Genomic DNA, 13,240 nt, shown 5'->3' with positions numbered 1-13,240 from the left:
AGTAGACTGAAATAAGAGTTTGTTATAAATGTAGATAATTGAAGGAGATGCAATCTCTCTTTCATCCTAGATAGAGGTGACTTATGGGACTCTTATTAGAAAAGGAAAGATAAATTATTTAATAATCTCTTCACTAATTATATGTATCGCTACCATGACGGTTACACTTTTTGATTTTTTCTTCATACATCAATTGACTATACTTGGACTAATATTTATAGATATATTCATCATTCTAGTGTCCATGGTTATTCTTATAATTTCTAGTGTTCGTGCTGCAATGAAAAGAAAATGGATAGAGGTTCTCCCTCTATGGGTCCTTGTAATTACTTTTTTACTTGTTGCATTTCTACCTACCCAATTAGGAGTTTGGACTGAATTTAAAATGTATGAGTCTGATCGCAATGAACTCATTCATGGGGTTAGGAATGGGCAAATTGTGTTAGAACAGAAGAGTTTCAATAGTGACCTGTTATTGCTTCCTCCAAAATACAGTCATCTGTCAGATGGAGGCGAAATCTTCATGAATCAGGCAAAAACAAGCTTTTTCTTTTATTCTTACAGAGGAATTCTAAGTGATTTTAATGGCTTTATTTATGTAAATGATTCACATGTGAACGATATCTTCGAGATTTTCGATAGTTACCATACTATAAAAAAATTAAATGAACACTGGTACTGGGTTATTTCATAATGTATAAATTAGCCAAATATTCTAAACTAGAATATATGAACTGGAGAGTGTGAACTTTGTTAAGCCTCCGAAATGCTAATCTAATTCAATTGCTAAGAATCATTAAAGCTAAGGTTGATCGTTCTGAAACAGATACGATATGGTCAAAATACAATACGACAGATGATTTATTGTATGAGTTAGATTACTTTATTAAGAGATTAACAGAAAATGATGAGCATGTGATTTTTGAATTGAAGATATTGTTTGCTCCTACCAGTTCTCTGCAGGATGTCTACATAAATAGTGGATGGGGAGATCAGTTTCTGCTAATAGCCTCTCAATTTGATTGAATTGTAAAAGAGTAACAGCTAGACATGGCTGGAGAAAACAAAGAAGTTGAGTGTATTGAACTATTTTCAAGGAAAGAAATAGTATGGGGGCATAATCAAACGTGAGAGGAGAATTCAGTTTGTCAAATATTATCGAGAAGTTCTTAGATGACGAAATCTCTTCACAAGAGTTATACGAATCTATTTATGACTTCGTAACCTCATTCCATATTAGGAGCGGTGAGTTCGAGGCAAACTATTACATTATTAAAAAAATGGACAGTGATAACTTCTTTATATTCCCTGAGAATATTTATCCTGATAATCACAGAGAAATTCCCCACTGTATTTCAATCTATAAGGATAGATTAGTGAGTTTGATCAACGCACACGCAAGGAAGCAAGCGTTAGTAATTAGGGAATGACCTGAAATGGGATGAAAAAGTGCTAGAACTAGCTGTGGAGGTATATTACAGACCCGCAGTTGGCTACTGTAGCAAAACGTTTGGAATCACTGAATGGGGGAATTGAAAAATATTAATAATTATATATTGCCAAAAAATAAATTCATATCACTAACGGCTCTTTGCGCTACATGCCGTGGGAATGTCAGATTGCATTTTTGGATGCAGACAATATAACAATGTATCAAACGGGGTTCGCAAACAGAAATTTTATTGTTAAATATAAGGGTGAATACTACATCAAAGAGGAAAAATATTCAGAAATGGTTAGAATGGCAAATTCAACTGTGAAACAGCGGAATTTTATATATCATATAGGCTACACTGGACGTGGTTAAAAGAAAGAATAAGAACAGTTTCAACATCTCAGGAAGAAACGAACGTACTATATTTGATGATGTAAGCGATTGGGAGCTAGATGTAGAAACTATGACAATGGTGATAGATACTTCGATATATGGAAGATTTCAGGAACGGTAAAGGGGCGAATGCGATTAAAGTTTACATTCCATTTGCAGGTGATGAAAATGCATTTAAATCATTACTTAAACATTTAATTAAATAGGTAAAGTAATATGACATTATATGAAAAATGTATGATTCGTCTATTTATGTATTGTGGGATGAAGCAACATGACTTGTAATAAAGACTGATATAGATAAATGTATATCTGTTTTGGATGATGTGCTTGCAGTTAGTTTTGATACTTGCGAATCAGAGGCATGTTATTGAGTTTTATCATGAAGGAGATATTTATTCAGAAAGTAGGTTTGAATTTTATGAGAATGGATTGGTTGCTAGAGGAACAGGTATAAATTAAAATTTTGATTAACCACATGGGGTAATACTTCATGTGGTTTCTTTTGGTATTTTCAGCAGTTGATCACCCAGTGCCTAATGAATTCATTATTCAATCTGATATAACTGTTAGCGATGCAACTACCACTAAAAAGTTTTCTTTGATTCGTATATAAGAATGATCTGAATGTGTGTGTAGCGAATAAAGGAGCAAGGTATTGGGAAGAATTCCCTAACAGTGAAAATTGGAGATCAATAGCGTTGAATAGTTTAAATAATCCAAATGTTAAATAGAATTTAATCTTACATTATAGATAGTCCATGGGCAGCTGTGTCGAGGGCAGCAAGAGAGCAGCGGAGCAACTGATTGGGAACCACTTCAAATCAAATCACTTCCTGAAGTATGGGATAGAATACATGGTATATGAATGGTAAAGTAGTTTCAAATCCATGTAAGTGAGAGAGGAGTAAGAATCAACTATGATAAATTCAATGGATACTAGAATGTTTAAATTTTGGCATTATAGTATTAGTCATGGAGAATTACTTATTAGAAGCATTAAAAGTGATGAATATGATAAAAATATTGACATTATGTTTTTTGATGTTGTTTATGTTGAATTACCTCGAAACCTCGCAAATATAAGGATTATTGGTGCAAAGGATGATGATGTGCAATATGTTAACCGTAGAATCAATAAGCTTGTAAAGCCTGAGAATATCATTGTCCTGTTATCAAATGAGATACGGTATGTGGTAGTCGCCAGTATAATGAAAGTTGTTGAAAATGATTTGGAAATGTTTGAATTACCATTTAACAAATAAGTAACCAACTGAAGCGTGTTGATTTAAGCTGAAGAGATAACCGAAACATGCTTGTAATTATTAGTGTTCTAATCGTCTGGAAATTCATCCTCAAACCATACATGTTAATTTATGTAGTTCATATGTATATGGGCAATAAGATTTGTTATGGATGTTTGAGATGGAAGAAAGTATATTAAATCAATGGCTTTCATCACTTGAGAAATAACAACTCTTTTTTTCGAATCAATTGCCAGTAACTAAGTTGTGGCTAACTATGTTAAGGATCATATCAGAAGAAATTGATTAGTAGGAGATTGAAGAATGAGAAATGATTTAGTAAATTTCCTGCTAATTGTTAATAAATTGCTTATCCTTTCTCGATACAAGATGAGTGAAACTAATGGAGAATATATTTTGTCTATTCTTAACCTGATACAAAGGAAATCTGTTCAATTCATGTTAGGGAGAAGGGAGGCTTTAGATCAATTAATAGAGGAAGCACTATGTCTAGAAGAGAAAAATATGCTAAATATTGAACATCAATATCCTATTAATTCTAAGGGTATCATATCTATTAATCAAAGGAATAGAATGTACCAGTATCTCCAAATTGTTAATTTAGTTATAGAGGAGATAAAAGACTTAATTCTGTTAAATAAGTATCAGCAGGCATACGATTTAATAGATGCGATTCATTGCTTACCAGAAATTATAGTACTACAAAATTGGAATGAACGAGATTATTGGAAGAATTTTATATATCCGTATAGAGAGAAATGGGATTCTTATTTTCTAGTTGATGTAGAACAAGCAATTGGAAAATAATTTATTAATAGAACAGATTTAATAAAAGTATTGAAACTAAAATGGGGGGCTCTAAAATAAACATGAAAGAGGACTATTATTGTCCTTTACTACACGAGATTATTGAGTTAGGCCTTTGTATGGACATTAATTTTGAAGGGGAAAAAATGGCTAAGCTTAATACGTTTCTTGAATTCGGACTCCTCAAATATTTCATGCTAACTGAACTAGTGAGTAAGATGCCTAAGAATGATTCAAACAAGCTGAGGCCGGAAATTAATCGAATTGTAGACAGTCCGACGCGGGATGAGGAACTAGAAGGAGTCGAAATTGCTGAATAAAATCGAAACCTAATCATGCGATCTAACTTGATATCATTCGTTAGAAAAGACCCCTATTCATACAAAAGGGGCTTTTTTTGTATTTTGTTGGGCTGTTACGTATATTTTCAATTTCCACAGCATTTATTGTTTATGCTGTCCGCTTAGCACGGACAAGCTACTTAACATCTTCGCAGAAGAGTCTAATGAACGCTTAGAAAAATTTGAAATTTCAATGCGGTGCCACAAATGAGGTGTAGCAATTGCGGTGCAACAAAGCAAAAACAAGCTGAATTCACCCGCACCTGGGAGACTCCAGCTAACTCCCCACAGACCAAATCGGCTCCGCATACAGATTTCGAAGCTGATCTTTGCAGTCTTTTCCCGTATCATACGAGCGGTTCCCTAAGATGTGTGTGAAAATAAATTGTTTGTACTCTGCATTCTCTTCATCCGCCGCGAGCCATTCAGTCAGGGCGTGGAGAACAAGGCGGCCTTCCATGATAGCCTGATCCCAAAGATCCCATACACTGTCGGTACTCACTTCCGTATAGGCAGCAGAGTGTCGCCAAGGTTTGTGCTGTTCATTGAGGTAATCGAGCTGAAGCTCTTCAGCCGATATTGCTTTGGAAAAGAATGAGGAGGCGTAGCCTAGACTTAAGCGGTTCTTCCAACCTGCTGGATCGAACAGTATTTTGTGTGCGAGGAGCATGTCACGGTAGGCTACCTGCCAAGAGGTAGGGGTAGAAGGAGCGGCTGCTGAGTACCATGTTTTGGCGGAATGGTTCAGTATACTAACAATGAATGGAGGTAGCTCCGAGCCAGCATCGACTTCTTTCCATACGGGAACCTGCCACGTGTGCAGATTACAAAGCTTATGCATGACTAGCGTATCCATAGCAATCTCGAATCGCTGGTGGTTATAACCCCGGTATCCGGCTTTCCAGTTCACATAAGGATGAAGCGTTCGATCTAGCAAGTGATGGGTGAGGAACCCGAGGAAATAGACGAGGGCGGCATCTTTTTGCCATGGAGGAAGGGTAAGCGTCTGTTGAAAGCAAGATAGAAGAAAGGGTCCACAGTGTTCGTTATGCATAAGATTCCCCAACTCGACCATACAGCCGCCTTGCTTGACCATGAACCGATGGTATAACAAAAAGTCTGGTCCTTGGCATCCGAGCTGATAAAGTCGCTTGAATTCGAGAGCTGAACCTCCAAAGGGCAGATCATACTTGAATTCCTCGGCTAGCTGCCTGCCATACTCAATATGCATCCAAATACTCGGCACACAAGAGCCCTCCCCTTCATCATGTTTTGTCTACAGCATAGGGGGAACGTGTCAAATGAATTCATGGTTTGCGTAAGCTTTATGTTAAATACAGAAGGAGAAAGTCTACTGATGGGATTGAGTAAGATATAAGGATTTATAAGGATGGGCTCTAGTAAATATGAGGATCATATCTTGACGGAACTGTTATGCTAAATATAGAAAATCTATACGAAATAGACATACAGGATGGTTCACAAAAGGAGACAACATTCATGAATGCTGCAACATCAGGGATCAGTCAGAACATCCCCGAAGGAAAAGGACGCTTTCCGTTATCATTGCTGTGCCTGACACTTGGGGCTTTTGCCATTGGGATGACGGAGTTTATTATTATGGGACTCCTGCCTAACGTGGCGGAGGATCTGAATGTATCCATATCACAGGCAGGACAACTTATTTCTAGCTATGCGCTTGGGGTAGCTGTAGGGGCGCCTTTGCTGACCATTTTGACTAGAAAGATGCCTCAAAAAAAACTGCTTATCTTCCTCATGGCTATCTTTATCGCTGGAAATGCCTTTTCAGCTGTAGCGCCTACGTACGGACTGCTCATCGGTGCCCGCGTGGTCACGGCCTTTGCGCATGGTACTTTTCTTGGGGTAGGCTCCCTGATGGCAGCGGGACTCGTTCGGCCAGATCGGCGTGCCGGAGCGGTATCTATGGTATTAGCGGGACTAACGATATCTAACATCATTGGTGTCCCTTTTGGAACATTTATTGGTCAGCAACTGGGATGGCGCGCATCTTTCGGAGCTATCACTATTCTTGGGCTTATATCCCTAGTGGGCATTGTCTTATTCATTCCAGCTATTCAGCAAAAAGAAGAAGTGAGTCTTGCTCAAGAGTTAAAAGGGGTACTCCAACCTCAGGTGCTGTTAATGCTGTTAACAGGAGCTTTTGGCTGTGCCAGCTTGTTCGCAATGTTCACGTATATTACGCCTTCACTTGAGCAAATCAGTGGATTTGCGGAGCATGAAGTCACTTGTATTCTGGTCTTGTTCGGGGTGGGTGTAACCCTTGGGAACCTACTCGGAGGAAGATTAGCCGATTGGAAACTGATGCCTTCCCTCATTATAAATTTTACGGTTATTGCGGTGTTGTTGAGCTTGCTGACCGTAGCTTTGCCTAATCCCTATACGGCCGTGGTAGCTGTATTCCTCTGGGGTGTTGCTGCCTTTGGGATTATGCCGGGTGTGCAAGTACGCATCATGAACCTAGCCCATGAAGCGCCCCTTTTGGCTTCGACTTCAAGCCATTCGGCCCTCAATCTAGGCAATGCCGGAGGTGCTTTCCTAGGTGGGCTGGTCATTACGTATGTAGATTTAGCTTATGTGCCGCTTGTAGCATCTTTACTCGCGCTTTGCGGAGTAGGGGGAGCAGTGCTGAGTTATTGGTTGGGAAGAGAGAAGGGATAGCTTAATATTTAGAGTAGGTTTGAGAAGGAAGCATTCGCTGAGGCGGGTGCTTTTTTTTCGTTTAAAACAGTTTTTACATTGTGTTAACACAAATCGTTATGAATTGCAATAAGTTTTACGCATTTCGACAAAATAACACAAAAGTAGTCATTGATACCTATATAACGGAAGAGTATGATGATTCTCGCGTAGTATATTTTTCCTAATAATGAGTAAAAAGACATGCATAAAGAAGGAGGATAATGATTTAAATAATGTAATTATTTTATCTATTGTAAAGGGAGAGTCTATTATATGGTACACAAATTAACCAAAATATTGTTAGCTGTACTGCTGATAAGTCAGGCCATGATAAATGTATTGCCTATGGATGAGGTTCACGCGGCAATCGATACCAGCATGCAACAAATAAATGTCGCAGCGGGTAATAATTTTGCTTTATTTCTGACGGTAGATGGAAAAGTAAAAGCTACGGGATACGGCAGCAACGGGGAGCTAGGTCTAGGTTCAACAACACAAGCTACGGTTCCGACTGAAATTACGGGACTCACGGATGTAAAACAACTAGCTGCAGGAAGTAATAGTGCTTTTGCCCTTTTAAAGGATGGCTCTGTCAAAGCTTGGGGCTACAATTCTTATTATGGACTTGGCCTCGCAGACACGGCTAGTAGAAATGTACCCACGGTGGTTCCGAATCTAATCAATGTCAAGCAAATAGCTGCAGGCCAGTACTTTGCTGCTGCTGTATTAAAGGATGGTACGGTTAAAAGCTGGGGCTACAACAGTTACGGTCAACTAGGTAACGGAACAACAGCAAATGCGACAGTCCCTACTCTGATACCGAACTTATCCAATGTCAGCCAGATTTCAGTAGGTCCGAATTATATGATGGCCTTATTGAATGACGGGACAGTTAAAAGTTGGGGGTACAATGGATCTGGTCAACTGGGCTTAGGCAATTCCACTACGGTTACTATTCCAACACTGGTACCTAATTTGACAAATATAAGACAAATCGCTGCAGGATACGCTCACGTGCTTGCTTTATTATCAGATGGGACAGTCAAGGCTTGGGGCTCTAATTCTTATGGAGAATTAGGACTGGGGACAACTACAGTCTCAAATATACCGATGCTTGTGCAGTCCATCACAAATGTAGATCAAGTCGTTGCAGGTACCTACTCTTCGTATGCCATATTTTCCGATGGTACAACAAAGAGTTGGGGATATAACAATAATGGACAGTTGGGTCTTGGGGATTCCACCAATCGGACTACACCCACGTTACTAGCAAGTGAGAATAATGTAGCCATGATCGTTGCCGGGATGTATTTTGGTTTTATTGTTCGCGATAATTATACAGTTCGTGTCATGGGCTATAACGGTAATTATCAGTTAGGTATGGGAGATACGTCTACGAGAGTTACACCTGTTGATAATCCAAATATAAAGGTGGCTAAAGTTTCTATTCAAATCGATGCTGTTAATAACGATTTTATTGTGGCTTCTAGAGGAGAGGAATCCTTTTCAACATATTTTTATATGAATGGAGTTCTTAGAGTCTGGGGAGATAATTCAAGTGGTGAATTAGGTACAGGAGATACAGAAGATCGAATCAATCCAACTGTTGTACCTAATATTACTGATTTGAAGCAATTAGCATCAGGTCAGGATTTCGCACTTGCACTACTGGAGAATGGAACGGTAAAAGGGTGGGGAGGAAATAGATTTGGGGAACTTGGTACAGGAGACCTAACTAATAAATTAATTCCTTCCCTAGTTCCTAATCTAGTTAATGTTAAACAACTGGCTACGGGCGAAACGCATACTTTAGCTCTTCTTCAAGATGGCACTGTAAAAAGTTGGGGCGGTAATAGTCTAGCTTTAGGACTGAATTCAAATAATAGTAGTTATAGAAGCTCACCAACGATTATCCCAAATCTTGTTGGAGTCAAACAAGTAGCAACAGGGATATATCACTCGCTTGCATTAATGGAAGATGGCACCGTTAAAAGTTGGGGAAGTAATGAAAATGGTCAGTTAGGTCTATCAGATACGACAGGAAGGAATGCTCCAGTTACTATTGCGGGACTTAGTGGAGTAAAACAAATTGCAGCTTCAGGTTATTATACATTGGCGCTAATGGAAGATGGTACAGTGAAAGGTTGGGGATCTAACAGTAGTGGTCAATTGGGTGCGAATAACATAGGTTCAATCATAAAAGTACCCACTGTTATTCCCTATCTTAGTGGGGTAAAGCAAATAGTTGCTGGGGGATCACATGCATTTGCCACTCTGAATGATGGAACGATAAAAGGATGGGGAGATAATTCTTATGGCCAGGTAGGGAGTGGGAATATAAGGAATGATAATATGGGTTCACCTGAGACTCTTTATTTTCTTCAGAATGTGAGAATGCTAGCAGCCGGAATGTACAGTAGCTACGCTCTTAAGGAAGATGGATCTTTAATGAGTTGGGGTTACAATGACCATAATCAATTGGGTTTAGGAACTTCTTACGTGCAGTTACAGACAATTCCTTCAGTAATTAAAGATCTTACGGGAGTGAAACAACTGACCGCAGGGGATTCATTTTCACTTGCTCTTTCTGAAGATGCTAAAGCATATACTTGGGGACAGAATTTTTATGGTCAATTAGGTAATGGTACTTCTCCCAGTGTATTCAATTTCCTAGGTGATGATCTTAGGAGAATTAAACAGCTTATAGCAGGGGACCACTATTCACTAGCCCTGATGCTAGATGGAACAGTGATGGGCTGGGGTATGAACACGGATGGCTTACTAGATTCAAACAACAAGTCGAATCGATTAGAACCTGATAGTGTTTACTTTGGTAAAACTAAGCAATTAGCAGCAGGTAGAAGATACATACTTGCGCTCTTAGAAGATGGAACTGTACAAAGTTGGGGAGCCAATAATAAAGGACAATTAGGCATAGGTAACTTAGTAGATCAAAGTAGTCCTAAGAATATTGCTGGACTTGGTACAACCAAACAAGTAGCTACGGGTATCAATTACAGTGTAGCTTTACTAAGTAACGGAACAGTAAAAAGCTGGGGGGATAACTCCTATGGACAACTGGGCACAGGAGATAAAATAGACAGATTAGTGCCTACGTTAGTACCAGGACTTACTGGCGTCAAGCAAATAATATCTAATGGTACAGGTACCTTTGCTTTATTAGAAGATGGAACAGTAAAAAGCTGGGGAAATGGTAGTAACTTTTTAGGAAGCGTAGCTAATAACTCGGCTGTTCTTATACCAACAACTATCCCTGACTTAAAGGGAGTAAAGATACTAAGTGCAGGGGCTAAATATGCTGATCGTGGTTATGTTGAAGCTTTAATGGAAGATGGAACAGTAAAAAGCTGGGGAAGTAACTCCTATGGACAGTTAGGGATGGGTAATACAAAAGATATTAAAACCCCAACTATTAATCCATTTTTAAAAGGGGTTACACAATTAGCTGCAGGTTACACCCATTCTTTAGCATTGATGGAGGATGGAAGCGTCAAGAGTTGGGGATCCAATGATTATGGTGAGATAGCTCAATTAGGAGGAAATCAATTTTTACCTGTAGCAGCTTTTCAAGAGCAGCCTTTCCTACCCAGAGTCAAACTCTCCGGTCCTATGAACACTCTAGTAACTGTAAAATATTTTTTAGATAATGAAGCTCAAAGTAGAGAAGAAAAGAATATTAAACTATCAGGTGATACGGATATAGTCACATTTAATAGCTTGAAAAAGGATAATTTAACCAAAGGCAATCACACGATTCGTTACGAAGTTAGTGACGGCATTCAGATGAATCAGGTCTTGGGAAATTTTTCGATGAATGATGTACCCATTCAATACACTCTAAGTACTGTTTCAACGTCCAATGATATCAAAGCTTCCGTTATTTTTAATGGTAATGCTGGTCCATACAGATTCAGTATTAATGACAAGACTACGGGCTGGAGTTATAGTCCTTCTTATAATTCAAAGATAAGTAGTCTTACCCCTAACAAAAAATACATCGTCAAATTTGAAGTTCAGGACTCCTTAGGCAATATTACTACAGAGAATCGAGATGCTTACACACTAGCCGCAGACCCAGCTCTGGCGCTAAGTGGAACAACGCCAACCACAGCTTCATTTAACATCTCAGACACCAATCCTTCGAATACACAATACCAATTAACTACGGGCAATAGCACAGTCGATGCAAGCGGAAATCTTTCTACATCCCCTGTATGGATCACCTTAACTAACAAGAAAATTACCGTTAAAGGACTTACGTCAGGAAAATCATATAAATTCCAGATTAAGGCTAGGAATCAAGAGGGAATTGAGACGGCTTCACCTACTTCTATTCAAGTCGGACCTCCGGCCAAGCTACCTGTACAGCCTCAAAATGTAAAAGGTTCAGTCACGAGCAATAGTGCCAAATTAAGCTGGAATGCAGTTCAAGATGCCACGGAGTATGAGATTGAAGTAAACAGTGGCCAGGTCATCTCGAATGGAAGTTCGCTTGTCTACAGTGCGAATTCATTAGCTTCCAATACCGTCTATACCTACCGAGTACGCGCGGTGAATAACGGAATTAAGGGGCCGTGGAGTACTGCCGTTGTGGTTAGAACGTTACTTCCCCTTCCCACACTTCCCGGTAATATTAACGCAATACCTACTAGCAAAACCGTAAGTTTGCAGTGGAATGATGTGCTTGAAGCTATGACTTATGAAGTGGAATGGGACGGTCAACTTCGCCAGACGAGCAAGTCCACACAATTCAAAGCCGGAGGTCTAGTCCCAGGTTCACAGCATACGTACAGGATACGTGCACTCAATAGTGGTGGAGCGAGTCCATGGTCTCAGCGCTATACGGTAATGACTCTTACTACCCTTCCGACAATTCCTACAGAACTAAAAGCAGATGCAGAGGAGAAAAAGGTTAGGTTGAGTTGGAAACCTATTGAAGATGCTTCTTACTATGAAATCGAGGCCGATGGAATTGTAGTCATCAAGAATAGTATGTCGAATGCTTCCGAGATTGCTGGGCTGGAGCCAGGTTCCACTCATCAGTATCGGGTAAGAGGCGTGAACGAAGTAGGATCTGGGGATTGGAGCAGTCCCATTTCGTGTACTACCTTCTTCATGTCAACTCCTAGTAAGATTACGGACAATGTGCAAGATGTGTCCATTGAACTAAATTGGAGTCCAGTACTCGCGGCTGTCGGCTACGATGTCGAGGTGGATGGACAAATCAGAAGTATAATCGGAAGTACCTATAAGCAAGAGGGTCTAACGCCTGAGACTACACACGTCTATCGTATTCGGGCCAAAGGAGTAGCGGGTATTAGTGGATGGTCGCTACCCATTACGTTAACAACCCTACCTCTAAAGCCTATTCCTCCTACGCATGTAAATGCCGTAGCAGGGAAGGATTACGTTACGGTAACTTGGGAGAAAGTCCAAGGAGCTCAGGGTTACGACGTGGAACTGGATGGACAAGTCGTGGTTAATAACTTCGAGGATACGACATACCGAGATATTTTACTTGACTCCTTCACACCACATACGTACCGTGTTCGCGCTACCACAGATGCGGTGCAAGGAGACTGGTCCAAGATGGTAACACTCGCTACGCTTCCTGATTTCCCAGCCGCACCTCAAAATATTCAACTATCTTCTTCAGGAAGTATTGTGAATGTTACCTGGGATGCAGATCCAACAGCTCAAGGTTATGATATCGAAGTTGATGGGAAGGTAGAGGACATGGGTATGCATACTTCCTACCAACATCGCCGAATTGCCAAGGGTTCAGAACATAAATACCGGATACGTACCCGCAATGCCGCAGGAAATGGAGATTGGACAGGACTGATTGTAAATAACACAATGACGGCTAAATTAACCAAGAAACAGACCGTTGATTTGGGACTGACGGCATCTGATGTTACAGACTTCAGCCGCTACACGTTAATGGTGAATTACGATTCCAATGCGCTTACAGTAGTGGACTTATCTATGATTACAGGAACACCGGAACTTTCCACCGGAAAAATTGCAGGAACGGATATTACTGTCACAGCATTTAAGCCAGGCCAAATTGTGTTTACCACAGATAAAGTAGTGAATATAGGAGAATCTTGGACAGGTGTTCTGAACAGCATCAAATTTAGAGCTAATGTATCTGGCGGTTCCTCCCTAACCTATACCGTGATTCAAAAAGCAGAGCCTAAGATCTTCACAGATTCACTTAGTTATGTTAGACCAATGGAATTTTAGGAGGAACC

The 13,240-nt window shown here is 39.9% G+C and carries 7 protein-coding genes; 6 read left to right on the top strand and 1 reads right to left on the bottom strand.

Features of this window, described 5'->3' with window-relative positions:
• Positions 1 to 280 precede the first annotated feature (280 nt).
• The 4 genes from J2Z69_RS08870 to J2Z69_RS08855 all read left to right on the top strand — a co-directional run bounded on the left by J2Z69_RS08870 (position 281) and on the right by J2Z69_RS08855 (position 4,220).
• Positions 281 to 694, top strand: a complete 414-nt coding sequence (locus J2Z69_RS08870) for a hypothetical protein (RefSeq protein ID WP_209861242.1) — start codon at positions 281 to 283, stop codon at positions 692 to 694.
• 2,054 nt (positions 695 to 2,748) lie between these two features.
• Entirely contained in the window at positions 2,749 to 3,093 is a 345-nt protein-coding gene (locus tag J2Z69_RS08865) for a hypothetical protein (RefSeq protein WP_209861241.1), read from the top strand.
• A gap of 303 nt (positions 3,094 to 3,396) precedes the next feature.
• Positions 3,397 to 3,900 (top strand): hypothetical protein, encoded by a 504-nt coding sequence (locus J2Z69_RS08860; protein WP_209861239.1) that lies wholly within the window; start codon positions 3,397 to 3,399, stop codon positions 3,898 to 3,900.
• Between the two features lie 62 nt (positions 3,901 to 3,962).
• Positions 3,963 to 4,220 carry a hypothetical protein gene (locus tag J2Z69_RS08855; RefSeq protein WP_209861238.1) on the top strand — a complete coding sequence of 86 codons (258 nt, stop codon included), beginning with the start codon at positions 3,963 to 3,965 and terminating at the stop codon, positions 4,218 to 4,220.
• Positions 4,221 to 4,518: 298 nt separating this feature from the next.
• On the opposite strand, the gene J2Z69_RS08850 is transcribed toward J2Z69_RS08855, so the two are convergent.
• The gene (locus J2Z69_RS08850) at positions 4,519 to 5,487 is read right to left on the bottom strand and encodes a zinc dependent phospholipase C family protein (RefSeq protein WP_209861237.1); all 969 of its coding nucleotides are present in this window, start codon (positions 5,485 to 5,487) and stop codon (positions 4,519 to 4,521) included.
• A 254-nt stretch (positions 5,488 to 5,741) separates the two neighbouring features.
• On the opposite strand from J2Z69_RS08850, the gene J2Z69_RS08845 reads away from it, so the two are divergent.
• Together J2Z69_RS08845 and J2Z69_RS08840 are read left to right on the top strand one after the other, a co-directional pair.
• Positions 5,742 to 6,941, top strand: coding sequence for an MFS transporter (locus tag J2Z69_RS08845; protein ID WP_209861236.1), 1,200 nt, complete (start codon positions 5,742 to 5,744; stop codon positions 6,939 to 6,941).
• Between the two features lie 294 nt (positions 6,942 to 7,235).
• A complete protein-coding gene (locus tag J2Z69_RS08840) occupies positions 7,236 to 13,232 on the top strand; it encodes an RCC1 domain-containing protein (RefSeq protein ID WP_209861235.1) in 5,997 nt (1,998 codons plus the stop codon).
• Positions 13,233 to 13,240: the final 8 nt, after the last annotated feature.

This window comes from Paenibacillus shirakamiensis (genome assembly GCF_017874255.1).
GTDB classification, from domain to species: domain Bacteria; phylum Bacillota; class Bacilli; order Paenibacillales; family Paenibacillaceae; genus Fontibacillus; species Fontibacillus shirakamiensis.
This window is presented reverse-complemented; position numbering and strand designations above follow the sequence as displayed.

Bases quoted from the DNA above. Each gene is read 5' to 3' on its own strand.
- J2Z69_RS08860 (WP_209861239.1), top strand. From the start codon at position 3,397: ATGAGAAATGATTTAGTAAATTTCCTGCTAATTGTTAATAAATTGCTT.
- J2Z69_RS08845 (WP_209861236.1), top strand. From the start codon at position 5,742: ATGAATGCTGCAACATCAGGGATCAGTCAGAACATCCCCGAAGGAAAA.
- J2Z69_RS08855 (WP_209861238.1), top strand. From the start codon at position 3,963: ATGAAAGAGGACTATTATTGTCCTTTACTACACGAGATTATTGAGTTA.
- J2Z69_RS08840 (WP_209861235.1), top strand. From the start codon at position 7,236: ATGGTACACAAATTAACCAAAATATTGTTAGCTGTACTGCTGATAAGT.
- J2Z69_RS08870 (WP_209861242.1), top strand. From the start codon at position 281: ATGAAAAGAAAATGGATAGAGGTTCTCCCTCTATGGGTCCTTGTAATT.
- J2Z69_RS08865 (WP_209861241.1), top strand. From the start codon at position 2,749: ATGATAAATTCAATGGATACTAGAATGTTTAAATTTTGGCATTATAGT.